Origin of the sequence: Pseudomonas sp. Irchel s3h14 (assembly GCF_900187425.1) — a bacterium.
Lineage (GTDB): Bacteria > Pseudomonadota > Gammaproteobacteria > Pseudomonadales > Pseudomonadaceae > Aquipseudomonas.
The window spans coordinates 54,424-81,275 of the sequence record NZ_FYDJ01000011.1 but is presented as its reverse complement, the minus strand read 5'-3'; the positions used below and the strand labels follow the sequence as shown (position 1 = coordinate 81,275).

Sequence of the window (26,852 nt, the reverse complement as noted above, 5' to 3'; positions counted from 1 at the left end):
CTCGCTTCACGCTAAAGACTAGCTGCAAATAAACGATTGATCCGATTAAAGAAAGAGACAACTTGCCGGGTCGATTGGTTTCACGGCAAACAATCGCAGCGCCGCGTGACCATCAGAATCACCAAATCACAGGCACAAAAAAGGGCGACCGAAGTCGCCCTTTTTCTATGGTCTGACAGAACTTAGTTCTGTTTTTCCATTTGTGCACGCAACAGGTCGCCCAGAGTGGTAGGACCAGCAGCGATGTCAGCAGCAGGCTTGTCTTTCAAGCTCTGGATTGCTTCTTTCTCTTCAGCATCGTCTTTCGACTTGATGGAGAGCTGGATTACGCGGCTCTTGCGGTCAACGCTGATGATCTTGGCTTCTACTTCCTGGCCTTCTTTCAGAACGTTGCGCGCGTCTTCAACGCGGTCACGGCTGATTTCGGAGGCTTTCAGAGTCGCTTCGATATCGTCGGCCAGAGTGATGATGGCGCCTTTAGCGTCAACTTCTTTCACGATGCCTTTAACGATTGCGCCTTTGTCGTTCTCTTGAACGTACTCGGAGAACGGATCGCTTTCCAGTTGCTTGATACCCAGGGAGATACGCTCGCGCTCTGGGTCAACCGACAGGATAACGGTGTCCAGCTCGTCGCCCTTCTTGAAGCGGCGAACGGCTTCTTCGCCCACTTCGTTCCAGGAGATGTCGGACAGGTGAACCAGACCGTCGATGCCGCCGTCCAGACCAATGAAGATACCGAAATCGGTGATCGACTTGATGGTGCCGGAGATTTTATCGCCCTTGTTGAACTGGCCAGAGAAATCTTCCCATGGGTTAGATTTGCACTGCTTGATGCCGAGGGAGATACGACGACGCTCTTCGTCGATGTCCAGAACCATAACTTCCACTTCGTCGCCGACTTGTACGACTTTCGAAGGGTGGATGTTCTTGTTGGTCCAGTCCATTTCGGAAACGTGTACCAGGCCTTCAACGCCTTCTTCCAGCTCAGCGAAGCAGCCGTAGTCGGTCAGGTTGGTTACACGAGCGGTAACGCGAGTGCTTTCTGGGTAACGGGCTTTGATAGCAACCCATGGATCTTCGCCCAGTTGCTTGAGGCCCAGGGAAACACGATTGCGTTCGCGATCGTACTTCAGAACCTTGACATCGATCTCGTCGCCAACGTTGACGATTTCGGAAGGATGCTTGATACGCTTCCAAGCCATGTCGGTAATGTGCAGCAGGCCATCGACGCCACCCAGATCGACGAATGCGCCGTAATCGGTGAGGTTTTTGACGATACCTTTGACTTGTTGACCTTCCTGCAGGGATTCCAGCAGAGCTTCACGCTCAGCGGAGTTCTCGGCTTCGAGGACGCTACGACGGGAAACGACAACGTTGTTGCGTTTCTGGTCAAGCTTGATGACCTTGAATTCCAGCTCTTTGCCTTCCAGGTGCGTGGTGTCGCGCACAGGACGGACGTCAACCAGAGAACCTGGCAGGAACGCACGGATGCCGTTAACGTCGACAGTGAAGCCGCCTTTAACCTTACCGTTGATAACGCCCTTGACCACTTCTTCGGCTGCGAAGGCTGCTTCCAGAACAATCCAGCATTCAGCGCGCTTGGCTTTTTCACGGGACAGCTTGGTTTCACCAAAGCCGTCTTCAACCGAGTCCAGAGCAACGTGAACTTCGTCACCGACGTTGATAGTCAGTTCGCCAGCATCGTTGTAGAACTGCTCAAGCGGGATGAGTGCTTCAGACTTCAGGCCAGCGTGAACGGTTACCCAGCGAGCTTGGTAATCGATATCAACGATAACACCGGTGATGATGGAGCCTGCCTGAAGGTTCAGGGTTTTTAGGCTTTCTTCAAAGAGTTCCGCAAAGCTTTCGCTCATTTTAATTCCTGTTGAATAAGGGCGAAGGATACGCCCATCTCCACGTCCCAGACGACGTGGGTTATGTTCATTAGAAGAAACACCGCAAGACTATGACTGGTCCCCTACGGAGTTTCTTGGTCACCCGGCGATATCGCGAATGGCGATCTCGCTCATGATGCGTTCCAGCACCTGATCGATGGATAATTCCGTGGAATCCAGCTGTATGGCGTCAGCCGCCGGTTTGAGCGGGGCTACCGCTCGCTGGGTGTCACGCTCATCGCGGACACGTATCTCATCTAGCAGACTCGACAGACTAACACCATCGACTTTTCCCTTCAACTGCAAGTATCGACGGCGCGCACGCTCCTCGGCACTGGCAGTGAGGAATATCTTCAGCGGTGCATCGGGGAAAACCACCGTGCCCATGTCGCGACCATCGGCCACCAGACCCGGAGCCTCCTGAAACGCCCGCTGGCGCTGGAGCAGCGCATCACGCACCGCCGGCAGTGCAGCGACCTGGGAAGCCCAGGCGCCAACTTGTTCGTTGCGCAAATCATCAGTGACATCGTCACCTTCGAGAATGATCCGCTGCGGATGACCTTCGGTCGCACCGACGAACTGCACATCCAGATGAGCGGCCAATAGCTTCAGCGACTCTTCATTGGTCAGATCGACGCCATGGTTACGCGCGGCGAATGCCAGCAGACGGTACAGCGCACCGGAATCCAGCAGGCACCAGCCCAGGCGCTTGGCCAGAATTCCGGCAATAGTGCCCTTGCCCGAACCGCTAGGCCCGTCGATGGTGATGACCGGTGGCTTGATAATCACGACTGAGCCTCTTGTGCAACACGGATACCGACCTGCGCGCACAGCGCGAGGAAGTTCGGGAACGACGTCGCGACGTTGGCGCAATCATGAATGCGGATCGGGGCAGTGGCGCGCAGCGATGCCACGCTGAAGGCCATGGCAATCCGGTGATCGCCGTGACCGTGCACTTCGCCGCCGCCGATCTGGCCGCCGTCGATGATGATGCCGTCCGGAGTCGGTTCGCATTTGACGCCCAGCGCCAGCAAGCCATCCGCCATGACCTGAATCCGGTCCGACTCTTTAACCCGCAGCTCTTCGGCGCCACGCAGGATGGTGCGCCCTTCGGCACAGGCGGCAGCCACGAACAGCACCGGGAATTCGTCGATGGCCAGCGGAACCAGCGCTTCGGGAATCTCGATACCTTTGAGTTTAGCTGCACGTACGCGCAGGTCCGCAACCGGCTCACCACCCACTTCACGCTGGTTTTCCAGGGTGATATCAGCGCCCATCAGACGCAGAATATCGATCACACCGGTACGGGTCGGGTTGATGCCGACGTGCTCGAGCACCAGCTCCGAACCTTCAGCGATCGACGCGGCCACCAGGAAGAACGCGGAAGACGAGATGTCGCCCGGCACTTCAATGTGGGTCGCGGTCAGCTTGTGGCCGGACTCGACCGAAGCGGTCGCACCGTTGACGGAAACCGGGTAGCCGAAGCCACGCAGCATGCGCTCGGTGTGGTCGCGGGTTGGAGCCGGCTCGGTGACGGTGGTTTTGCCTTCGGCGTACAAACCCGCCAGCAGCAGGCAGGATTTAACCTGGGCACTGGCCATCGGCATGGTGTAGGTCAGGCCTTTGAGCTTGTTTCCACCACGAATGATCATCGGTGGACGACCTTCAGCGGCAGTCTCGATCACGGCGCCCATTTCACGCAGCGGATTGGCCACGCGATTCATCGGACGCTTGGACAGCGAAGCATCGCCTGTCAGCGTGCTGTCGAAGTTCTGCGCAGCCAACAGGCCAGACAGCAGACGCATCGATGTGCCGGAGTTGCCCAGATAGATCGGGCCCGGCGCAGGCTTCAAGCCATGCAGGCCGACGCCGTGAATGGTCACGCGGCCGTGGTGCGGACCTTCGATCACTACACCCATGTCGCGAAAGGCTTGCAAGGTTGCCAGGGCGTCTTCGCCCTCGAGGAAACCTTCCACTTCGGTGACGCCTTCAGCCAGGGAGCCGAGCATGATCGAACGGTGGGAAATCGATTTGTCGCCCGGTACTCGAATCCGCCCAGTCAGGCGGCCACCAGGTTGTGCCAGGAAAATCAGGTCGTTGGAATTCATAGCGTCCACATAAGCCCGGCGGGCCAGGATTTTACTGAAATGTTCGCGGGCAACCCGGGCGCGAGTGAACACGCCCAACAATTGGTGCCCATCCCCTGCATCGACCGCGTCGCGCAAGGCGTCGAGGTCGCTGCGAAATGTATCGAGTGTGCGCAGGACAGCTTCGCGGTTGGCGAGGAAGATGTCGTGCCACATGACCGGGTCGCTACCCGCGATTCTTGTGAAATCACGGAAACCGCCCGCAGCGTAACGGAAGATCTCAAGGTTTTCATTGCGCTTGGCCAACGAATCGACCAAACCGAACGCCAACAAGTGCGGCAAATGGCTGGTCGCCGCCAACACTTCGTCATGACGCTCGACCTGCATGTGCTCGACATCGGCGCCCAATTCGCGCCACAACCGGTCGACCACTGCCAGGGCTGCCGGATCAGTCTGATCCAGCGGTGTCAGAATCACTTTATGGCGGCGGAACAGCTCTGAGTTAGAGGCTTCCACCCCGCTCTGCTCGGAACCGGCAATCGGGTGACCCGGCACGAAACGCGCCGGCATGCCGCCAAACGCTTCGGTTGCCGCCCGCACCACATTGCCTTTGGCGCTGCCGACGTCGGTCAGAATCGCTTGCCCCAGGTCCATGCTAGCCAATTGGCCGAGCATTTTTTCCATGGCAAGGATCGGCACGGCCAACTGAATCACGTCAGCGCCCTGGCAAGCAGCGGCCAGGTCTTCTTCGCAGCGATCCACCACACCCAACTCAACCGCCAGTTTGCGCGACTGCGGGTCGAGATCGACCCCGACCACTTCGCGGCACAGGCCGCTTTCACGCAAACCCTTGGCAAACGAACCGCCGATCAACCCCAGTCCGACCACCACCAGGCGACCGATCATAGGTTCAGCAGATTGCAGTGCAGTGACATCAACCACGAGCCAGAACCTTGGTCAGCGCCTCGAGGAAGCGGCTGTTTTCCGCCGGCAAACCGATGGTGATGCGCAGGTGGTTCGGCATGCCGTAATTGGCCACCGGGCGCACGATCACGCCTTCGCGCAGCAAGCCCTGGAAGACCGGCGCCGCAACACGACCCAGATCGACGCAGATGAAGTTGCCCTTGGACGGAATCCAGCGCAACCCCAGCTCACGGAAACCCGCTTCCAGTTGCTGCATGCCGGATTCGTTCAAGCGACGGCTTTCAGCCAGGTACTCGGTATCTTGCAGCGCAGCGCACGCAGCAGCCAAGGCCAGGCTGTTCACATTGAACGGCTGACGCACTCGGTTCAGCACATCCGCAACCACCGCCGTGGACAAGCCATAGCCGACCCGCAACGCCGCCAAGCCGTAGGCCTTGGAGAACGTGCGCGAAACCAGCAGGTTCGGGTAGGCCGCCAGATAGTCCAGGCCATCTGGCAAGTCGCTGCCTTCAGCGTATTCGATATAGGCCTCGTCCAGCACCACCAGCACGTGTTCCGGTACGTCCTGCAGGAATTCATCCAGCGCTTCGGCGCCAAACCAGGTCCCGGTCGGGTTGTTCGGGTTGGCGATAAAGACTACGCGGGTATCAGCATCGATCGCGGCCAGCATGCCCGACAGATCATGGCCCCAGTCTTTGGCCGGGATCACTTTGGCCGTAGCGCCGACAGCTTGCGTGACGATCGGATAGACCGCAAACGCGTGCTCGCTGAACACGGCATTCAGACCCGGCGCCAGATAAGCACGTGCGACCAGCTCCAGAATGTCGTTGGAACCGTTGCCCAGCGTCACCTGATTGAGCTCGACGCGACACTGATCGGCCAGCAGGGTCTTGAGCGAAAAACCATTGCCGTCCGGATAACGGGTCAGCTCGGCCAGCGCTTCGTGAATCGCCGCCAGAGCCTTGGGACTGGCGCCCAACGGGTTTTCGTTGCTCGCCAGTTTGACGATGCTTGCCGGATCAAGGTCCAGCTCACGCGCCAGTTCGTCCACAGGCTTGCCCGGAACGTAAGGCGAAAGTTGTTGCACGCCCGGCTGTGCCAGAGCGAGGAAGTCACCACTCATTTGCTACCGCCCTTAGAGAACTGCTTTCGGGTAGGAACCCAGCACTTTGAGTGCCACTGCTTCCTGACTGATCTTTTCCAGCACACCCTTGATCAACGGATCACGGTGGTGGCCGACGAAATCGATGAAGAACACGTAGGTCCATTTACCGCTGCGCGACGGACGAGTCTCGATTCGCGTCAGGTCGATGCCGTTGTCGTGGAACGGCACCAGCAACTCGTGAAGTGCACCGGGTTTGTTGCTCATGGAGACGATGATCGAAGTCTTGTCGTCGCCGGTCGGCGGCACTTCCTGGCTGCCGATCATCAGGAATCGCGTGGAGTTGTCCGGGCGATCCTCGATTTTCTCGGCCAGACGGGTCAGCCCGTACAAGCCAGCCGCCATGTCGCCGGCAATCGCCGCCGAGTTCCACTCACCCTTGACCCGCTTGGCCGCTTCGGCGTTGCTGGACACCGCCACGCGCTCGACATTCGGGTAATGGGCGTCCAGCCACTTGCGGCACTGGGCCAGGGACTGGGCGTGGGAATAGATGCGGCTGATGCTGTCGGTCTTGGTGTTTTCACCGACCAACAGGTGGTGGTGAATCCGCAGCTCGACTTCGCCACAGATCACCATGTCGTGCTCGAGGAAGCTGTCGAGGGTGTGGTTGACCGCGCCCTCGGTGGAGTTTTCCACCGGGACCACGCCAAAATTCACCGCACCGGCCGCCACTTCACGGAACACTTCGTCGATCGCCGCCATCGGCTTGCTAATCACGGCGTGACCGAAGTGTTTCATGGCTGCGGCTTGGGTGAAGGTGCCTTCAGGGCCGAGGTACGCCACTTTCAGCGGCTGCTCGAGGGCCAGGCACGAGGACATGATTTCGCGGAACAGCCGCGCCATCTCTTCGTTGCCCAGCGGCCCCTGGTTACGCTCCATCACGCGCTTGAGCACCTGAGCTTCACGCTCAGGACGATAGAACACCGGCACTTCGCCTTCGGCCAGCGAGGCCATCTTTACTCGCGCAACTTCCTGGGCGCAGCGTGCGCGCTCACTGATCAGCTCCAGGACTTTCTCGTCCAGGGCATCAATGCGCAGGCGCAGTGCCTTGAGTTCTTGCTCAGACATTAGCCGTGTTCCTTCTCGAACTCTGCCATGTACGAAATCAGTGCGTTGACCGCAACGATGTCGACGGCGTTATAGATGGAGGCACGCATGCCACCCACGGAACGGTGACCCTTGAGGTTCAACAGGCCACGCTCTTCGGCACCGACCAGGAATGGCTTGTCGAGACGGTCGTCAGCCAGACGGAACGGCACGTTCATCCAAGAGCGATCCGACTTGTTGATCGGGTTGCTGTACAAGCCGCTGGCATCGATGAAGTCGTACAGCGTGCGCTGTTTCACTTCATTGAGCTTGCCGATGGCCTCAACACCACCCTGCTCTTTCAGCCACTCGAATACCAGACCCGAGAGATACCAGGCCAGGGTTGGCGGAGTGTTGTACATCGAGCCGTTATCGGCCGCGACCTTGTAGTTGAGCATGGTCGGGCACAGGGAACGGGCGTGACCCAGCAGGTCTTCGCGAACGATGTTGACGACGATGCCGCTCGGGCCGATGTTCTTCTGGGCACCGGCGTAAATCATGCCGAAGCGCGAAACATCGATCGGACGCGAGAGAATGTCGGAAGACATGTCGGCGACCAGCGGGACATCACCGGTTTCCGGAACCCAGTTGAATTCCAGACCGCCGATGGTTTCGTTCGGTGCGTAGTGAACGTAGGCCGCGTCTTTCGACAGGCTCCATTCGTTCTGACCGGGAATAGCAAAATAGTCGTAAGGCTTGGCGGTAGCGGCAACGTTGACGTTTCCGTAGCGCGACGCTTCTTCGATGGCTTTCTGCGACCAGATACCGGTGTCGATATAGTCGGCGGTGCCGCTTTCCGGCAACAGGTTCAGAGGAATCTGAGCAAATTGCTGGCTGGCGCCACCTTGCAGAAACAGCACTTTATAGTTCGAGGGGATATTCAGCAGATCACGCAGATCCTGCTCGGCCTTGGTGGCGATGGACACGAACTCATCACTGCGATGGCTCATTTCCATGACCGACAGGCCCTTGCCGTGCCAATCAAGGAGTTCACCCTGGGCGCGCTGCAGGACAGCTTCGGGAAGTGCCGCAGGACCGGCACAGAAGTTATAGGCTCTCTTGCTCACATCCAATCTCGCTCTGATTTGGTGGATCGTACAAACATATCAGTCGACACAGATCCAATGTGGGGGCGGCGGTGCGACGACTCGACTTGCTCGCGAAAGCGGTGTAACAGGCGACATCTGTGCTGAATGTCAGTCCGTCTTCGCGAGCAAGCCCGCTCCCACAAGGAATCTCCATGGGTGTCGATATTTGTTTACGGACAAACAACAAGGGGGCGAATTCTCATCCGCCCCCTGTCTGTCCGCTTATTCCTGCGGTTCTTCGTCAGCGGCGGCGTCGAGTTGCTGATCTTCAACAACGTCGTCGATTACGACTTCGCCGTCGAACACTGCACCCTCTTCACCCTCTTCACCTTCTTCCAGCTCTTCGCCTTCGACTTCCGACGGCTCCTGAACCCGCTCCAGACCTACCAGCGTTTCATCGCTGGCGAGTTTGATGAGGGTCACGCCCTGGGTGTTACGACCCAGACTGGAGACTTCGTCGACACGAGTACGAACCAGGGTGCCCTGGTCGGAAATCAGCATGATTTCCTCGCCGTCGAGCACCTGGACTGCACCGACCAGACGGCCGTTACGGTCGTTGCTGACCATGGCGATAACGCCCTGACCGCCACGTTTGTACTCAGGGAACTCGGTGATCGCCGTGCGCTTGCCGAAACCACGGGCCGAAGCGGTCAGGATCTGGCTGCCTTCTTCCGGGATCAGCATGGAAATCAGCTTCTGGCCTTCCGGCAGACGCATGCCGCGGACACCGCGAGCGGTACGGCCCATGGCGCGAACGTCGGTTTCCTTGAAGCGAGTGACCTTGCCGCCGTCGGAGAACAGCATGACTTCGCGCTCGCCATCGGTAATGGCGGCAGAGATCAGTACGTCACCTTCGTCCAGCTCCAGCGCGATCAGACCGACGCTGCGTTGACGGCTGAAGGACTCCAGCGGGGTCTTCTTCACGGTGCCTTTGGCAGTGGCCATGAAGATGAAGTGACCTTCGGTGTATTCGTCGACCGGCAGCATGGTGGTGATGTATTCATCACTGTCCAGCGGCAGCAGGTTGACCAGCGGACGACCACGGGCAGCGCGGGACGCTTCCGGGATTTCGTAGGTTTTCAGCCAGTACACTTTGCCTTTGCTGGAGAACAGCAGCAGCGTGGTGTGGCTGTTGGCGACCAGCAGGTGAGCGATGTAATCCTCATCCTTCACGCCAGTAGCCGATTTGCCTTTACCGCCACGACGCTGAGCCTGGTACGCAGCCAATGGCTGGGTCTTGGCGTAGCCACCGTGGGAAATGGTCACGACGCGCTCTTCTTCCGGGATCATGTCACCCAGGGTCAGGTCGAGACGGGCATCGAGAATCTCGGTGCGGCGCACGTCGCCGTATTCGGCGCGGATCACTTCCAGCTCTTCGCGGATCACTTCCATCAGGCGCGTGGCGCTGCTGAGGATGCGGATCAGCTCGCCGATCTGGTTGAGGATCTCTTGATACTCGGCCAGCAGCTTTTCGTGTTCCAGACCGGTCAGGCGGTGCAGACGCAGTTCCAGAATTGCTTGTGCCTGCTCTGGCGACAGGAAGTACTTGCCTTCGCGCAGACCGTATTGCGGGTCCAGGGTCTCTGGACGGCACGAGTCAGCGCCGGCGCGTTCAACCATCGCGACCACGGCGGAAGATTCCCACGCGGTCTTGATCAGCGCTTCCTTGGCTTCCGACGGGGTCGGCGAGGCCTTGATCAGGGCAATGACCGGGTCGATGTTCGACAGGGCAACCGCTTGACCTTCCAGAATGTGGCCACGTTCGCGAGCTTTACGCAGTTCGAACACGGTACGGCGGGTAACAACTTCGCGACGGTGACGAACGAAGGCTTCCAGCAGGTCCTTGAGGTTCAGGATCCGCGGACGGCCGTCGATCAGCGCAACGATGTTGATACCGAACACCGCTTGCAGCTGGGTCTGGGCGTAGAGGTTGTTGAGGATCACCTCAGGCACTTCGCCGCGACGCAGTTCGATCACGACGCGCATACCGTCCTTGTCGGACTCGTCGCGCAGTTCGGTGATGCCTTCAAGCTTCTTCTCTTTTACCAGCTCGGCGATCTTCTCGATCAGACGGGCCTTGTTCAGCTGGTAAGGGAGTTCGGTGATGACGATCTGCTGACGGCCACCGACCTTGTCGATGTCTTCGATCATCGAGCGGGCGCGCATGTAAATGCGGCCGCGACCGGTGCGGTAGGCTTCGATGATGCCGGCGCGACCGTTGATGATCGCGGCGGTCGGGAAGTCCGGACCAGGGATGTACTGCATCAGCTCATCGATGGTCAACTCAGGGTTGTCGATGAGTGCCAGGCAACCGTCGATGACTTCACCGAGGTTGTGCGGCGGGATGTTGGTCGCCATGCCCACGGCGATACCGCTGGAGCCGTTGACCAACAGGTTGGGAATACGGGTCGGCATGACCGCCGGGATCATTTCGGTGCCGTCGTAGTTCGGCACCCAGTCCACGGTTTCTTTGTGCAGGTCAGCCAGCAGCTCGTGCGCCAGCTTGGTCATGCGCACTTCGGTGTATCGCATGGCGGCGGCGTTGTCGCCGTCCACGGAACCGAAGTTGCCCTGACCGTCTACCAGCAGGTAACGCAGCGAGAATGGCTGCGCCATCCGAACGATGGTGTCGTACACCGCGGTATCACCGTGAGGGTGATACTTACCGATCACGTCACCGACAACACGGGCAGATTTCTTGTACGGCTTGTTGAAGTCGTTGCCCAGCTCGCTCATCGCGAACAGCACACGCCGGTGCACGGGCTTCAAGCCATCGCGCGCATCCGGCAGTGCCCGCCCGACAATTACGCTCATCGCGTAGTCGAGGTAGGACTGCTTCAGCTCGTCTTCGATATTGACCGGGAGGATTTCTTTGGCCAGTTCGCCCATGAGAAGCCTGATTCCTTTTTCTGGTGAAACTTCGTCACATCCATATGGGACGAACGAAGCTCGCCGCTGCAGGCTGAGTGCCATGCACCGACTTACGACAAATCAACGAGTTATGCCATGGATCTGCGCAGTAAAGGCAGCCACATCGGGCTACCTTGGAAACCGCCGGATGTTATCACAAGAGCCGCCACGCACCTATCCCCCTGATGCGCATGGAGCATAGTTAGTTGACCGGTGACAGGCTTGAAGGGGACGAGAGAGGCTTAGAGCCTTTTTAATTGAAGATTTACGGAGTGAATGGGGGTTGTTCGGTGGCTGTGAGGGCCTCTTCGCGAGCAAGCCCGCTCCCACATTTGACCGAGTTCTCCAGCGGGAGACGGTCGAGTGTGGGAGCGGGCTTGCTCGCGAAGGCGACTTATCAGACGCCAGAGATCATCAATGCAGACGCTTGCGACACATCAATTGCGCCATTTTCGCAGTGTCCGGGCGCTCGACGATGCCTTTTTCGGTAACGATCGCATCGATCAGGTCAGCCGGAGTCACATCGAATACCGGGTTGAACGCATCGACATCCGCCCCGACCCGCTTGCCGCCGACTTCCAGCAACTCGCGACCATCACGCTCTTCAATCGGGATCTCATCACCGCTGGCCAGGTTCATGTCGATGGTCGAACTCGGCGCCACCACCATGAAGCGCACGCCGTGGTGCATGGCGTTCACCGCCAGCTGATAAGTGCCGATCTTGTTGGCCACGTCGCCATTGGCGGTGATCCGGTCAGCGCCGACGATCACCCAGGTAATGCCCTTGGTCTTCATGATGTGGGCAGCGGCGGCGTCGGCATTGACGGTCACGGGAATGCCCTCGTTGGCCAATTCCCAGGCGGTCAACCGCGAACCTTGCAGCCATGGACGGGTTTCGTCGGCATAGACCCGCTCGACCATGCCTTCAATGAAAGCGCCACGAATGACGCCGAGCGCCGTGCCAAAGCCGCCGGTGGCCAGTGCGCCGGTGTTGCAGTGGGTCAGAATCGCCTGGGCGTTGCCTTGGTGCTTGCGGATCAGGTCCACGCCCAGTTGCGCCATGGTCAGGTTGGCTTCGCGATCACTCTCGTGAATGGCGATAGCTTCTGCCTCCAGCACCGCCAGCGGATCGGTGTGATGCTTCAGACGTTCAAGCCGGTCGCGCATGCGGCCCAGGGCCCAGAACAGGTTGACTGCGGTCGGACGGGAATCGGCCAGCAGCGCGAAATCCTCTTCCAGCGCCGCCTGCCAGTCACCGCCCTCGGCAAACCGCGCGCGGGCCGCCAGCACAACAGCATAGGCGGCACTGATGCCAATCGCCGGCGCGCCGCGCACCACCATCGAACGAATGGCCTCGGCCACGCCAGCAGCGCTGGTGTAGGCGATCCAGGTTTCCTCGAACGGCAAAATACGCTGATCCAGCAGGTAAAGGGCGCCATCACGCCAATCGATGGCCTTCACCTTCTCCGCAGCCAACAGTCGATCGCGCATCCGTCACCCCGTACTCATGAACAAAAGCCGTCGATTATAGCGATCCCCCTGCGAAGACGCTCGGGTATACTTCGCCATCCTTTACAAAAGCTCTGGAACCGACTCTCGATGCCGAACACTGCCGCTGCGCTCGACTTGCTATTGCTGCCGACCTGGCTGGTACCCGTCGAACCCGCTGGCGTTGTCCTCAAAGAGCACGCCCTGGGCATCCGCGACGGACGCATCGTCTTCATCGGCCCACGCTCGGCTGCGCTGAAGCTTAACGCAACCGAAGTCCGCGAACTGCCGGACATGTTGCTCTGCCCTGGCTTGATCAATGCCCACGGTCATGCGGCGATGACGCTGTTCCGTGGCCTGGCCGATGATTTGCCCCTGATGACCTGGCTGGAAGACCACATCTGGCCGGCCGAAGCCAAGTGGGTCGATGAAGCTTTCGTCCGTGACGGCACTGACCTGGCAATCGCCGAACAGATCAAAGGTGGCATCACCTGCTTCTCTGACATGTATTTCTTCCCGAAGGTTGCCAGCGAGCGCGCCCATAACAGCGGCATTCGCGCGCAAATCGTGATTCCGATCCTCGATTTCCCGATCCCGGGCGCCAGCACGGCGGACGACGCCATTCGTCAGGGCGTCGAATTATTTGGCGATCTCAAGCACCACGAGCGCATCAAAGTCACCTTCGGCCCCCACGCACCCTACACCGTGGGCGACGAGAGCCTGGAGAAAATCCGGGTGATCACCGAAGAACTGGACGCCTCGATCCACATGCACGTGCATGAAACCGCCTTCGAAGTGCAGCAGTCCGTCGAGCAGCGCGGCGAACGCCCATTGGCCCGCCTCGGACGCCTGGGCTTGCTGGGGCCGCGCTTTCAGGCGGTTCATATGACTCAGATCAGCGATGAAGACCTGGTGTTGCTGGTAGAAAGTAACACCAACGTGATTCATTGCCCGGAATCGAACCTGAAGCTGGCCAGCGGGTTCTGCCCGGTGGAGCGCTTGTGGCAGGCTGGCGTCAATGTTGCGGTCGGCACAGATGGCGCGGCCAGCAACAATGACCTGGACTTGCTCGGCGAAACCCGCACCGCCGCTTTACTGGCCAAAGCCGTCGCCGGCTCGGCCACCGCACTGGACGCTCATCGCGCCCTGCGCATGGCCACGCTCAATGGCGCCCGCGCGCTGGGCATTGAATCCGAAGCGGGATCGCTGGAAGTCGGCAAAGCGGCAGACATCGTCGCGTTCGACCTCTCCGGCCTGGCGCAGCAACCGGTCTACGACCCGGTTTCGCAGCTTATATATGCCACCGGCCGTGATTGCGTGAAACACCTTTGGGTCGCCGGCAAGCAACTGCTCGACGACCGTCGCCTGACTCGCCTGGATGAAGAACGGCTCTGCGCCACCGCCAAGGCCTGGGGCCAGCGCATCAGCGGCCATACCGAATCGTAAGCACCCCGGACTCAACACCGGGGCAACAGGATTTTTCAAGTTTTAGAGGACATAACCATGAGCAACGTCGACTACGCCGAAATCGCCAAATTCGAAGCCCTGGCCCATCGCTGGTGGGACCGCGAAAGCGAGTTCAAACCGCTGCACGACATCAACCCGCTGCGGGTCAACTGGATTGACGAGCGGGTCAACCTGGCCGGCAAGAAAGTCCTCGACGTCGGTTGCGGCGGCGGCATTCTCAGCGAAGCCATGGCCCAGCGCGGCGCTACCGTCATGGGCATCGACATGGGCGAAGCGCCGCTGGCAGTCGCGCAACTGCATCAACTGGAATCCGGCGTGACTGTCGAATACCGGCAGATCACCGCTGAAGCGCTGGCTGAAGAAATGCCCGAGCAGTTCGACGTGGTCACGTGCCTGGAAATGCTCGAGCACGTGCCGGATCCATCCTCGGTGATCCGCGCCTGCTTCCGTATGGTCAAGCCCGGCGGCCAGGTGTTCTTCTCCACCATCAACCGCAACCCGAAGGCGTACCTGTTCGCCATCGTCGGCGCGGAATACATCATGAAGCTGCTGCCGCGCGGCACCCACGACTTCAAGAAATTCATCCGCCCGTCCGAGCTGGGTGCCTGGAGCCGCATGGCCGGCCTGACCGTCAAGGACATCATCGGCCTGACCTACAACCCGCTGACCAAGCACTACAAACTGGCCTCCGACGTGGACGTCAACTACATGATCCAGACCCTGCGCGAGGAGTAAGCCGATGCGTATCAGAGCAGTTCTTTTCGACATGGACGGCACTCTGCTCGACACCGCGCCGGACTTCATTGCGATTTGTCAGGCGATGCGCGCCGATCGCGGCTTGCCGCCGATGAACGACAAACACATTCGCGACGAGATCTCCGGCGGCGCCAAGGCGATGGTCGCCGTGACCTTCTCCATGGACCCGGAATCACCGGGCTTCGAGGAATTACGCCTGGAGTTTCTGGAGCGTTACCTCGCCGGTTGCGCGGTTCACAGCAAACTCTTCGACGGCATGGGCGAACTGCTCGCCGACATCGAGAAGGCCAACCTGATCTGGGGCGTGGTCACCAACAAGCCGCTGCGGTTCGCCGAGCCGATCATGCAGCAGCTTGGCCTGGCCGAGCGCTCGGCGCTGTTGATCTGCCCGGACCATGTGAAGAACAGCAAACCGGACCCCGAGCCGTTGATCCTGGCGTGCAAGATGCTCGACCTGGACCCGGCCAGCGTGCTGTTTGTGGGTGATGACCTGCGCGATATCGAATCCGGTCGCGATGCCGGAACCAAGACGGCCGCCGTGACCTATGGCTACATTCATCCGGACGATAACCCGCGGCACTGGGGTGCGGATGTGGTGGTCGATCATCCGCTGGAGTTGCGCAAGGTGCTTGATAGCGCCTTGTGTGGTTGCTGATTGTAGGAGCATGGCTTGCCGGCGATGGCGATTCTGAAAACGCCATCGCTGGCAAGCCATGCTCCTACAGGGTCCGCTTTCTGATTTGTTGAGGGTTTCTTATGTTTGATTATTCCGCCCGCCCAGAATTGCTCAAGGACCGGGTCATCCTGGTCACCGGCGCTGGCCGTGGCATCGGCGCTGCCGCCGCAAAAACCTTCGCCGCACACGGCGCCACTGTGCTGCTGCTGGGCAAGACCGAAGCCAACCTGACTCAGATCTACGACGAAATCGAAGCCGCCGGCCATCCACAACCGGCCGTGATCCCGTTCAACCTGGAAACCGCCCTGCCCCATCAATACGATGAGCTGGCAGCGATGATCGAAACCGAATTCGGCCATCTCGACGGCTTGCTGCACAACGCGTCGATCATTGGCCCGCGTACACCGATCGAGCAACTGTCCGGCGAAAACTTCATGCGCGTCATGCACGTCAACGTCAACGCCATGTTCATGCTCACCAGCACCCTGCTGCCGCTGCTCAAGCTGTCGCAGGATGCTTCGGTGGTGTTCACCTCCAGCAGCGTCGGCCGCAAGGGTCGTGCGTATTGGGGCGCTTATGGCGTGTCCAAGTTCGCCACCGAAGGCTTGATGCAAACCCTCGCCGACGAAGTCGACACCGTGGCACCGGTGCGCTCCAACAGCATCAACCCGGGCGCCACCCGCACCAGCATGCGCGCCCAGGCTTACCCGGGTGAAAACCCGCTGAACAACCCGACGCCCGAGGAGATCATGCCGGTCTACCTCTACCTGATGGGTCCGGACAGTACCGGCATCAATGGCCAGGCGTTCAACGCTCAGTAACGCCCGCGCGTCGCTTTTGTGCCGCGACAGCTTCCCGTCGCGGCACTCAAAGTGCGTCGTAACCACTCCCGCGACAAGTCAAAGAACTGTCACCGAACGCAACAACGTTCTTCAACGACAGCTTCAATACTTTGATTTAGAACGTTTTTTATCCGACTGAACTGAATGGCACGACTTTCGCTCTAAATTTGCTCAGACACGCAGTGTGAAAGCAGACAGGGCGGACGCCTGAGCCGATAGGTTACTTATCGTCGGCAAAGCGGACTAAACTTGCGCCAAATGTCCTACGGGACTGATGGACCAGTATGACGCGCAGCCCAAAGCCGCTCTCACCCAGCCTGTAAGACAGCCTTACTGCTTAGGGGCGCATGCCATATGAAATCACCTTCCCAGACCAACGCAATTGACTTCGATAGCGCCAAATTGCAACGCCTGGGCTTTGGTCAGCAGCCTACCCTCATCGAGAGGTCCGTCAGCCTTGCGCAACTGCGCCAGCAACTGAGCCTGCAGCTGCAAACCAGTCTTGAGCCGCAACGCATTCTCGGGCTCTTCTTCCGTGAGATTCAGCAACTTGTACCGCTTGACGCCTTGACGTACGAGCACACGTCCAGCGACTTGCGCCTGGAATTCGGTCTGCGCGGCCATCATTCGATCAGTTACAGCCTCAGCCATGAAGGCGAGCATCTGGGTGAACTGGTGTTCCGCCGCAATCAACGGTTCAGTGAGCAGGAACAGGGCAACCTCGAGTCACTGCTGTCCGCATTGCTGTATCCGATGCGCAATGCCCTGCTCTACCGCGCCGCCACCCAAAGTGCCTTGCGCGATCCGCTCACGGACACCGGCAACCGCATCGCCATGGATCAGACCCTGCAACGGGAAATCGAAATGTCGCGTCGGCATCTGCAACCCTTGTCGCTGCTGATGCTGGACATCGATCACTTCAAACGCATCAACGACAACCACGGACACAGCGCCGGCGATGACGTGCTCAAGGCCGTTGCAGCCTCGATCAAAAACCAGTTGCGCAACGTGGACATGGTCTTCCGCTTTGGTGGCGAAGAGTTCCTGATCCTGCTTTCCAACACAAGTCGTGAGGCGGCGGCCATGGTCGGCGAACGGCTACGATTTGCGGTGCAGGCAGAGGATTATTTGGCCGATGGCCATGCGATCGAGCTGACGGTCAGCCTTGGCTGCTCGACGCTATTGCCCGGCGAGTCTGCTGACAGTCTGTTACGACGGGCCGACAGTGCGTTGTATGTGGCCAAGCGCGAGGGACGTAACCGGTTGGCGATGGCAGGTTGAATGCCCAGAGCGGGCACGCTTGGTTAGCGGCCCGCAACGAAAGGAACTAGCGCACAGCGCCGCGCAATTCCCCCACCATCCCTTGCAACCTGGCTGGCTCTGCCGCCTCAACCGACACCGCAGGCCCTGCCACCAGCGTCACCCGTGACCACAACCGGCGAAACATGCCCTTTTGCGGATCACGACTGAAGAAGCTCCCCCACAACCCCTGCAATGCCAACGGAATCACCGGCACCGGCGTCTCTTCGAGAATCCGCGTCAGCCCGCCCTTGAACTCGTTGATCTCGCCATCGGCGGTCAATTTGCCCTCAGGGAAGATGCACACCAACTCGCCGTCCTTCAGATACTGAGCAATGCGCGTGAAGGCTTTTTCGTAGATCTGAATGTCTTCCTGACGTCCCGCGATCGGAATGGTCCCGGCCGTGCGAAAGATAAAGTTCAGCACCGGCAAGTTGTAGATCTTGTAATACATCACAAAGCGAATCGGCCGACGCACCGCGCCGCCAATCAGCAAGGCGTCGACGAAGGACACGTGATTGCACACCAGCAACGCCGCGCCTTCATCGGGAATAAGCTGCAGATTGCGATGCTCCACGCGGTACATGGAATGGCTGAGCAGCCAGATCATGAAGCGCATGCTGAACTCGGGGACGATGCTGAAGATGTAGGCGTTGACGCCGATGTTCAGCAGCGACACCACAAGGAACAGCTGCGGGATCGACAGCTTGACCATGCTCAGCAAGACGATCGAGACAATCGCCGAGACCACCATGAACAACGCGTTGAGAATATTGTTGGCGGCAATCACCCGAGCCCGCTCGTTCTCGGGGGTCCGTGACTGAATCAGCGCGTACAGCGGCACGATGTAGAAACCGCCGAAAACCCCAAGCCCCAGAATGTCGATCAACACCAGCCAGGCGTGGCCAAAACCCAAGACTTCGATCCAGCCATGGCCTATATCGCTGTCCGGAATCCCACCGGAATGCCACCACAGCAGCAAACCAAACACAGTCAGACCGAACGAGCCGAACGGCACCAGACCGATCTCGACTTTGCGACCGGACAGTTTCTCGCAGAGCATTGAACCCAGCGCGATACCGACCGAGAACACGGTAAGAATCAGCGTCACCACGGTTTCGTCGCCGTGCATCCACTCTTTGGCATAGGCCGGGATCTGCGTCAGATAAATCGCCCCGACAAACCAGAACCACGAGTTGCCGACAATCGAGCGTGACACCGCTGGAGTCTGCCCCAAGCCCAGCTTCAACGTGGCCCAGGACTGGCTGAATATGTTCCAGTTCAGGCGCATTTCCGGGGAGGCGGCCGCGGCTCGTGGAATGCTGCGACTGGCCAGATAGCCGAGCACCGCAACACCGATGATCGCCGTGGAGACGATCGGCGCGTAATGACTGGAAGACATCATGATCCCGGCGCCGATGGTCCCGGCGAGGATCGCCAGGAAGGTGCCCATTTCCACCAGGCCATTGCCACCCACCAGCTCTTCGTCACGCAAGGCCTGCGGCAGGATCGAATATTTCACCGGTCCGAACAGCGCCGAGTGAGTGCCCATGGCGAATAGCGCCACTAGCATCAGCGACAGGTGATCGAACATGAAACCGACCGCGCCCACCGCCATGATGGCGATTTCCCCGAGTTTGATCAGACGGATCAGCGCGTCCTTGGCGAACTTTTCCCCGAACTGCCCGGCCAGTGCCGAGAACAGAAAGAACGGCAGAATGAACAGCAGCGCACACAGGTTGACCCAGATCGAGCGATCACCCTCGATAGTCAACTTGTAGAGAATGGCGAGAATCAGCGACTGCTTGAAGATGTTGTCGTTGAACGCCCCGAGCGACTGCGTGACGAAGAACGGCAGGAAGCGCCGGGTGCGAAGCAAGGTGAACTGTGAGGGGTGACTCATCTTCCATGTGTCCCTGATGTTGGGTAGAGAGTGGCGTGGATGCAGTTATTGGAATATCCAACGGCGATCCAGGCCACACATTACCTAAACTTTGCAGGTTATTTCTTTAATCCTGCAATACACGGCGACACAAACAACTCGCCCCGCCAGGCGCCCTGCACGGTCCGTTTGGCGACGATCAGCCACATCACCGCCAGCAACACCACCAGCACACAACCGAAGGCGCTGAAAAACGTCAGGTTCAAGACACTGGCCAGTTTCAACGTCGCCAGCGAATAGACGCCCAACGGGAAGGTGAAACCCCACCAGCCGAGATTGAACGGAATACCGACGCGCAGGTAACGCAGGGTGATGAGCACCGCGATCAGCATCCACCAAAGACCAAAGCCCCACAGGGTGATCCCGGCCACCAACCCCAGCCCTGCGGCGATTTCACCGATGCCCGGCAGACCGTTGGCAGCGAAGATCGCCGGCGCGTCGGCGCCCAGCAGCAACATGCCCAGCGCCCCGGTGCCGATCGGGCCGAGCGCCAGCCAGCTGGAGGCGGCCATGTTTTCGTGGGGTAATTTATGCAGCGCCATGCGCAGCAACAGAATGGTCAGAATGCTGAACGCAACCGGTAAGGAAAAGGCCCAGAGCACGTAGCTGGTCACCAGCACCACCAGTTGCGAATGGGCATCGGCCAAGTGCGGCGCCAGCAGACCACCGCTGGCGGCCGCCACTTCCGCCGCCACCACCGGCAACAGCCAGACGGCGGTCATCTGGTCGATGCTGTGTTCCTGACGGGTAAACATCAGGTAGGGGATCAGCACGCCGCACGCCACAGACATCGCCACGTCCAGCCACCACAGCACCTCGGCGAGATGAATCACACCCTCGCCCCAACGCGGCAGACCGAACACCAGGAAACCATTAATGATGGTTGCCAGGCCCATGGGAATGGTGCCAAAAAACATCGAGACCGTGGAGTGGCCGAAAATCCGTCGCGCCTCATCGAAAAACAGCGCCCAACGCGCCGCATACATAACCGTGAATAAAACAAACAGTACGATATTGAACAGCCAAAGGGCTTCGGCAATCGCGTGCAAACCGGCATTTGCGCCAGGCAGCTGCGCCAGCGCCAACGCCAGCACACCGGTGCCCATGGTGGCGGCGAACCAGTTCGGCGTGAACTGGCGGATGACTTCACGCGGATGCTGCAAATGACTAAAAGGTTTGAAACCGGCTGGGGCAGTGTTGGGGCATGTCATGGTGAACTCCTGTCCTCTGTTGAGGTGGAGCTCATGGTAGATCCGAATCGAATATCGATATAACGAGTAATATCTCTAACTGTTATCTGTTTTGCAGATATAGCGTCAGACGCTGCCTTCAGTCTCGATCACCAGGATTCTCGCCGCACCCTGCGGATGGGCAACGTGTTCGGTGCCGACGTCGGCGTAAAAGATATCGCCTACACCCAACATCACTTCTTTCTCCTGCCCTGCTTCGCGATAACGCATCTGCACGACACCATCCAGCACCACGAACACTTCTTGCCCATCATTGATGTGCCATTTATAGGGCTGATCGGTCCAGTGCAAACGTGTGGTGATGCCGTTCATGTTGGCGATATCCAAAGCGCCCCAGGCACGGTCAGCGGTGAAGGATTTGCTGCGGATGATTTTCATGCGTCGGTCCGTCGAAATGAATGGCGGCGCCAAGGCTAGCGGTCATCGAACATCGACGCCACAGACTTTCATGGACTGCTGACGCATCAACGCGAACAAAGCGCCGGCCGAGAGAATAATCAGCACCGCGCCGTAACCATCGGTGGTGGCCACCAGCCCGAAGGTCCGGGTCAAGTTCCCGGCCAACAACGACGGCAAGCAGAAAGCCAGATAACTGAGCACGTAGTAAGCCGACATCAACCCCGCCCGCTCATGGGGCAAGGCCAGCGGCACGACGCTGCGCAATGCACCGAGGAAACCGGCGCCGAAACCGCAGCCGGCGACCAGCGTGCCAACAAAAAACAGCGGCAGGCTGGCGCCGTGCACCGCGATCAGAATCAGCGCGACGCCGACGGGCAGCAGACTGCCGCCCAAGCGCAACACCTTGTCGGCCGGCCGATCGCGCAGGGTGTAGATCATCAGCGCGCCGGTCACCGTCAACACCGCCACCGTCGCACCGCCAATCAGATTTGAGGTCGATCCGGTGGCCGTGCGCACCAGAGACGGCGCCAAAGAAGCGTAAAAGCCACCGAGTGCCCACACCGCGATGTTGATCGGCAGCACCAGCCACAACGCACGTCGCGCCTGGATCGGCACATGCAGGGTCGGACGCAGCGAGGCCCAGGCTCCCGGTTGCCGACTGACGCTTTCCGGCAAACGCCAGACGTACAGCCCCTGCATCACAAACAGTGCGAACAGCACCCAATAGGTCAACTGCAACGGCAACGGCGCAAACTCGGCCAACAAGCCGCAGCCCATGGCGCCCGACGCCATGCCCAGCAACGGCGCGACACTATTGATCAGCGGCCCTTGCTGGCGATCGGTGTCCAGCAGTGCCGCACTCAATACGGCAGTGGCCATCCCCGTAGCAAAACCTTGAAGCACTCGTGCGCTGATCAACCAGGCGACACTGTCTGCATTGATAAACAGCAGCATCGCCAGCATGTTCAACATCACAGCGGTGAAGATCACCGGTTTGCGCCCCAGGTAATCCGAGAGCGAACCGACCGTGAGCAACGCCGCCAGCAAGCTGATCGCGTACACACCGAAAATCAGGGTCAGGGTCGCTGCCGAGAATTGCAGGTGTTCCTGGTACAAGTGATACAACGGCGTCGGTGCCGTGGACGCCGCAAGAAAACTGAGTAAGGTGATCGCCAGGAACCACAGGCTTGAACGATTAGATGTTGAACTGGACATGGGCACACTCCGCAAAAGCTAACTTTTTGCTTTTGCGGAGTGTGCGACTGGCTGACGCTTAAAGCAAATTCTTTGTGTTAAGGTCCGATGCATGGCAATTAAAGAAGGTTTACGCCCTGGCGGTAGAAGTGCCCGGGTGCAAGAGTCGATTCATTCGGCAGTCCGCGATCTCCTCGAAGAGCAGGACCGCGCCACCGTGACCGTCCCGCAAATCGCCGCGCGCGCCGGCGTCACGCCGTCGACCATCTACCGGCGCTGGGGCGATCTGTCGGTGTTGTTAGCGGATGTCGCCCTCGCCCGCATGCGCCCCGAAAGCGAGCCGGCCAATACCGGCAGCCTGCGCGGTGACGTGCGCGCCTGGGCAGAGCAGTATCTGGACGAGATGAGCTCCGAGCCCGGCCGCAACATGTTGCGCGACGTGCAATGCAGCACCACGCCGGCCCTTTGCGCGACGATCATTGGCGGGCAGCTGCAGACGATTCTGGATCGTTACCCCGATCAGCCGAAGCCGAACGTTGATCGGCTGATTAACATGGTGGCGGCGCCGACGGTGTTTCGTATCCTGTTTTCAGCGGCGCCGCTGGAGGTTGAGGAGTTGCATCGGTTGATCGAGATTGCGTTGAATCAGTGAGGCCGCCTTCGCGGGCAAGCCTTGCTCCTACAAGTTTCGTGTCGTAGCCGAATAATGCGGACAACACGAAACCTGTAGGAGCAAGGCTTGCCCGCGAAGAGGCCCGAAAGAACACTGAAAATCCAACTGATACACACCCTGCGACACCCCGCCGCGCCGCGACCTTGGTCGACACTGACTAACCCCTGCCATCGTGCGAGACTGTCTGTCCGGGCGGGAGTCCCGGGTGTCTTTTGTCTGGAGTTCCCATGTCACTGTCCAGCGGGCTGATCGCCGCCGTCGCCCTGGCCTATATGGCCATCCTGTTCGCTATCGCCTTCTACGGCGACCGTCGCAGCACACCGTTGCCGCCGCGAGTGCGCGCCTGGGTGTACAGCCTGTCGCTGGCCGTCTATTGCACCAGCTGGACCTTCTTTGGCGCCGTGGGCCAGGCCGCCGAACAGCTCTGGTCTTTCCTGCCGATCTACCTCGGGCCGATCCTGCTGCTGGTGTGCGCGCCGTGGGTCCTGCAAAAAATGGTGATGATCAGCAAGCAGGAGAACATCACCTCCATTGCCGACTTCATCGCCGCGCGTTATGGCAAATCCCAGTCGCTGGCCGTGGTGGTGGCGCTGATCTGCCTGGTTGGTGTGTTGCCCTACATTGCGTTGCAACTCAAGGGCATCGTGCTCGGGGTGAACTTGCTGATCGGCGCCGGTGCCGACGCCATGGGCACGCGCGCCCAGGACACGGCGCTGATCGTGTCGCTGGTGCTGGCGCTGTTCACCATCGTCTTCGGTACCCGCAACCTCGACGCCACGGAACACCACCGCGGCATGGTGCTGGCGATTGCGTTCGAATCGCTGGTCAAGTTATTCGCGTTTCTCGCGGTCGGCGCGTTCGTGACCTACGGCCTGTACGACGGTTTCGACGACCTGTTCGACCAGGCCATGCTCGCACCGCGCCTGGAAGAGTACTGGAAGGAAACCATCAACTGGCCGTCGATGGTGGTGCAGACCGGCGTGGCAATGATGGCAATCATCTGCCTGCCCCGGCAGTTCCACGTGACCGTGGTGGAAAACATCGACCCTCAGGATCTGCGCCTGGCCAAATGGGTGTTTCCAGCTTATCTGGCGCTGGCGGCGCTGTTCGTCGTTCCCATCGCCCTCGCCGGTCAGATGATGCTGCCAAGCTCGGTACTGCCGGACTCGTTTGTCATCAGCCTGCCGCTGGCCCAATCCCATCCTGCCCTGGCGATGCTGGCATTTATCGGTGGCGCCTCGGCGGCGACCGGCATGGTGATTGTCGCCAGCGTCGCGTTGTCGACCATGGTCTCGAACGACATGCTGTTGCCATGGTTGCTGCGGCGTAACAACGCCGAGCGGCCGTTCGAAGTGTTCCGCCAGTGGATGCTCTCGGTGCGCCGAGTGAGCATTGTGGTGATTCTGCTGCTGGCCTACGTCAGTTATCGCCTGCTCGGCTCGACGGCGAGCCTGGCGACCATCGGCCAGATCGCCTTCGCCGCCGTAACCCAACTGGCCCCGGCCATGCTCGGCGCGCTGTACTGGAAACAGGCCAATCGTCGCGGAGTGTTCGCCGGTCTCGCCGCCGGGACATTCCTCTGGTTCTACACCCTGATTCTGCCGATCGCGGCCCACAGCCTCGGTTTGTCCTTGAGCAGCTTCCCGGGGCTGGCCTGGTTGCACAGCAACCCGCTGAACCTGCCGCTCACCCCGCTGACCCAAGGCGTGGTGTTGTCGCTGGCGGCCAACTTCACGCTGTTCGCCTGGGTGTCGGTGCTGTCGCGTACAAGGGTGTCGGAGCACTGGCAGGCGGGGCGTTTCATCGGTCAGGAAATCAGCGCCCGCCCCAGCGCCCGTTCGATGCTGTCGGTGCAGATCGACGATTTGTTGCAGTTGGCCGCACGCTTCGTCGGCGAAGAACGCGCCCGTCAGAGTTTTATCCGCTTCGCCTACCGCCAAGGCAAAGGCTTCAACCCGAACCAGAACGCCGACGCTGAATGGATCGCCCACACTGAACGCTTGCTGGCCGGTGTGCTCGGTGCTTCTTCGACGCGGGCGGTGGTAAAAGCCGCCATCGAAGGTCGGGAAATGCAACTCGAGGACGTCGTCCGAATCGCCGACGAAGCCTCGGAAGTGCTGCAGTTCAACCGCGCGCTGCTGCAAGGTGCGATCGAGAACATCACCCAAGGCATCAGTGTGGTCGACCAGTCGCTGAAACTGGTGGCCTGGAACCGGCGCTATCTGGAGCTGTTCAACTACCCGGATGGACTGATCAGGCTTGGCCGCCCGATTGCCGACATCATTCGCTACAACGCCGAACGCGGCCTGTGCGGCCCCGGCGAAGCCGAAGTGCACGTCGCCCGCCGCTTGCACTGGATGCGTCAGGGCCGCGCCCATACCTCTGAAAGACTTTTCCCCAATGGCCGTGTGATCGAGCTGATCGGCAACCCGATGCCGGGCGGCGGATTTGTCATGAGTTTCACCGACATCACCGCGTTCCGCGAGGCTGAGCAAGCGCTGACCGAAGCAAACGAGGGCTTGGAGCGTCGGGTCACCGAGCGGACCCACGAACTGTCGCAACTCAACGTCGCCCTGACCGAAGCCAAGGGCACCGCGGAGTCGGCCAACCAGTCGAAAACCCGTTTCCTGGCGGCGGTCAGCCACGACTTGATGCAACCGTTGAACGCTGCGCGACTGTTCTCGGCAGCCCTTTCGCACCAAGACGACGGCCTCTCCGGTGAGGCGCAGAAACTGGTCCATCATCTGGACACTTCACTGCGCTCCGCCGAGGACTTGATCAGCGACCTGCTGGACATTTCCCGCCTGGAAAACGGCAAGATCAACCCTGACCCCAAACCGTTCGTGCTCAATGAGATGTTTGACGTCCTCGGTGCCGAGTTCAAGGCGCTGGCCCGCGACCAGGGGCTGAAATTCCGTGTCAGGGGCAGTGCGTTGCGCGTCGACAGCGACATCAAACTGCTGCGGCGAATCCTGCAGAACTTCCTGACCAATGCCTTCCGCTACGCCAAAGGCCCGGTGCTGCTAGGGGTTCGCCGACGCAAGGGCGAGTTGTGCCTGGAAGTCTGGGACCGTGGTCCAGGCATTCCTGTGGATAAACAGCAGGTCATTTTCGAAGAATTCAAACGCCTCGACAGCCACCAGACGCGCGCTGAGAAAGGCCTGGGGCTGGGCCTGGCGATCGCCGACGGATTATGTCGCGTGTTGGGTCATACCTTGCGCGTACGCTCCTGGCCGGGGCGCGGCAGCGTGTTCAGCGTCAGTGTGCCGCTGGCTCGGGCGCAATCCGCGATGCCGACCAAGGTCGCCGAACTCAATGGCAAATTGCTGAGCGGCTCGCAGGTGCTGTGCATCGACAACGAAGACAGCATCCTGATTGGCATGAACAGCTTGCTCACGCGCTGGGGTTGTCAGGTCTGGACCGCGCGTAACCGCGATGAATGTGCGGCGCTGCTCAGCGATGGGATGCGACCGCAATTGGCGCTGGTGGATTACCACCTGGACGATGGCGAGACCGGGACCGAATTGATGGCATGGCTGCGAACCCGACTGGGTGAGCCAGTGCCAGGGGTTGTGATCAGCGCCGATGGGCGACCGGAGACGGTGGCCCAGGTGCATGCGGCGGGGCTGGATTATCTGGCTAAACCGGTGAAACCGGCGGCGTTGCGAGCGTTGCTGAGTCGGCATTTGCCGTTGTAACCCTGCAGGCTCAGAT

Annotated in this window: 19 protein-coding genes; 7 read left to right on the top strand and 12 right to left on the bottom strand. The window is 59.9% G+C overall.

Annotated elements, in window-relative coordinates:
* Positions 1-182: 182 nt before the first annotated feature.
* The 8 genes from rpsA to mtnA all read right to left on the bottom strand — a co-directional run bounded on the left by rpsA (position 183) and on the right by mtnA (position 12,643).
* The gene (gene rpsA, locus CKW16_RS20470; RefSeq protein WP_033055812.1) at positions 183-1,874 is read right to left on the bottom strand and encodes a 30S ribosomal protein S1; all 1,692 of its coding nucleotides are present in this window, start codon (positions 1,872-1,874) and stop codon (positions 183-185) included.
* 120 nt (positions 1,875-1,994) lie between these two features.
* The gene (gene cmk, locus CKW16_RS20465; protein WP_008148720.1) at positions 1,995-2,684 is read right to left on the bottom strand and encodes a (d)CMP kinase; all 690 of its coding nucleotides are present in this window, start codon (positions 2,682-2,684) and stop codon (positions 1,995-1,997) included.
* A complete protein-coding gene (locus CKW16_RS20460; protein WP_256580534.1) occupies positions 2,681-4,888 on the bottom strand; it encodes a bifunctional prephenate dehydrogenase/3-phosphoshikimate 1-carboxyvinyltransferase in 2,208 nt (735 codons plus the stop codon). The genes cmk and CKW16_RS20460 overlap by 4 nt, the downstream gene beginning before the upstream one ends.
* Positions 4,889-4,916: 28 nt before the next feature.
* On the bottom strand, positions 4,917-6,029 hold the full coding sequence (gene hisC / locus CKW16_RS20455) for a histidinol-phosphate transaminase (protein ID WP_095130162.1): 1,113 nt from the start codon (positions 6,027-6,029) through the stop codon (positions 4,917-4,919).
* A 12-nt stretch (positions 6,030-6,041) separates the two neighbouring features.
* Positions 6,042-7,136, bottom strand: a complete 1,095-nt coding sequence (gene pheA / locus CKW16_RS20450) for a prephenate dehydratase (RefSeq protein ID WP_030128742.1) — start codon at positions 7,134-7,136, stop codon at positions 6,042-6,044.
* Complete coding sequence (gene serC / locus CKW16_RS20445; protein ID WP_095130160.1) at positions 7,136-8,221, bottom strand: 3-phosphoserine/phosphohydroxythreonine transaminase; 1,086 nt, start codon at positions 8,219-8,221, stop codon at positions 7,136-7,138. Before serC ends, pheA begins: the two co-directional genes overlap by 1 nt.
* A gap of 243 nt (positions 8,222-8,464) precedes the next feature.
* Positions 8,465-11,131 carry a DNA gyrase subunit A gene (gene gyrA, locus CKW16_RS20440; RefSeq protein WP_095130158.1) on the bottom strand — a complete coding sequence of 889 codons (2,667 nt, stop codon included), beginning with the start codon at positions 11,129-11,131 and terminating at the stop codon, positions 8,465-8,467.
* A gap of 435 nt (positions 11,132-11,566) precedes the next feature.
* Positions 11,567-12,643 carry an S-methyl-5-thioribose-1-phosphate isomerase gene (gene mtnA / locus CKW16_RS20435; RefSeq protein WP_095130156.1) on the bottom strand — a complete coding sequence of 359 codons (1,077 nt, stop codon included), beginning with the start codon at positions 12,641-12,643 and terminating at the stop codon, positions 11,567-11,569.
* A gap of 108 nt (positions 12,644-12,751) precedes the next feature.
* Between mtnA and CKW16_RS20430 the strand changes: the two genes are divergently transcribed.
* The 5 genes from CKW16_RS20430 (at position 12,752) to CKW16_RS20410 (ending at position 17,662) form a co-directional block, all read left to right on the top strand.
* Entirely contained in the window at positions 12,752-14,086 is a 1,335-nt protein-coding gene (locus CKW16_RS20430; RefSeq protein ID WP_095130154.1) for a TRZ/ATZ family hydrolase, read from the top strand.
* A gap of 57 nt (positions 14,087-14,143) precedes the next feature.
* Positions 14,144-14,842 (top strand): bifunctional 2-polyprenyl-6-hydroxyphenol methylase/3-demethylubiquinol 3-O-methyltransferase UbiG, encoded by a 699-nt coding sequence (gene ubiG, locus CKW16_RS20425; protein WP_095130152.1) that lies wholly within the window; start codon positions 14,144-14,146, stop codon positions 14,840-14,842.
* A gap of 4 nt (positions 14,843-14,846) precedes the next feature.
* The gene (gene mupP, locus CKW16_RS20420; protein WP_033055824.1) at positions 14,847-15,518 is read left to right on the top strand and encodes an N-acetylmuramic acid 6-phosphate phosphatase MupP; all 672 of its coding nucleotides are present in this window, start codon (positions 14,847-14,849) and stop codon (positions 15,516-15,518) included.
* Between the two features lie 101 nt (positions 15,519-15,619).
* Positions 15,620-16,360, top strand: a complete 741-nt coding sequence (locus CKW16_RS20415; RefSeq protein ID WP_046047994.1) for a YciK family oxidoreductase — start codon at positions 15,620-15,622, stop codon at positions 16,358-16,360.
* Positions 16,361-16,735: 375 nt separating this feature from the next.
* A complete protein-coding gene (locus tag CKW16_RS20410; protein ID WP_095130150.1) occupies positions 16,736-17,662 on the top strand; it encodes a GGDEF domain-containing protein in 927 nt (308 codons plus the stop codon).
* A 46-nt stretch (positions 17,663-17,708) separates the two neighbouring features.
* Here the strand turns inward: CKW16_RS20410 and CKW16_RS20405 are convergent, their stop codons facing one another.
* The 4 genes from CKW16_RS20405 to CKW16_RS20390 form a co-directional block, all read right to left on the bottom strand.
* A complete protein-coding gene (locus CKW16_RS20405; protein ID WP_095130147.1) occupies positions 17,709-19,583 on the bottom strand; it encodes an MFS transporter in 1,875 nt (624 codons plus the stop codon).
* Between the two features lie 98 nt (positions 19,584-19,681).
* Positions 19,682-20,833, bottom strand: a complete 1,152-nt coding sequence (locus CKW16_RS20400) for a TDT family transporter (protein ID WP_095130146.1) — start codon at positions 20,831-20,833, stop codon at positions 19,682-19,684.
* A gap of 105 nt (positions 20,834-20,938) precedes the next feature.
* On the bottom strand, positions 20,939-21,250 hold the full coding sequence (locus tag CKW16_RS20395; RefSeq protein ID WP_046047998.1) for a cupin domain-containing protein: 312 nt from the start codon (positions 21,248-21,250) through the stop codon (positions 20,939-20,941).
* A gap of 42 nt (positions 21,251-21,292) precedes the next feature.
* Positions 21,293-22,486 (bottom strand): MFS transporter, encoded by a 1,194-nt coding sequence (locus tag CKW16_RS20390; protein ID WP_095130144.1) that lies wholly within the window; start codon positions 22,484-22,486, stop codon positions 21,293-21,295.
* A 91-nt stretch (positions 22,487-22,577) separates the two neighbouring features.
* Here CKW16_RS20390 and CKW16_RS20385 point away from each other — a divergent pair, with 91 nt between their 5' ends.
* Both CKW16_RS20385 and CKW16_RS20380 read left to right on the top strand, forming a co-directional pair.
* On the top strand, positions 22,578-23,117 hold the full coding sequence (locus CKW16_RS20385; protein ID WP_095130143.1) for a TetR/AcrR family transcriptional regulator: 540 nt from the start codon (positions 22,578-22,580) through the stop codon (positions 23,115-23,117).
* A gap of 248 nt (positions 23,118-23,365) precedes the next feature.
* Positions 23,366-26,836, top strand: coding sequence for a PAS domain-containing hybrid sensor histidine kinase/response regulator (locus CKW16_RS20380; RefSeq protein ID WP_095130141.1), 3,471 nt, complete (start codon positions 23,366-23,368; stop codon positions 26,834-26,836).
* The last annotated feature ends 16 nt before the right edge of the window (positions 26,837-26,852 follow it).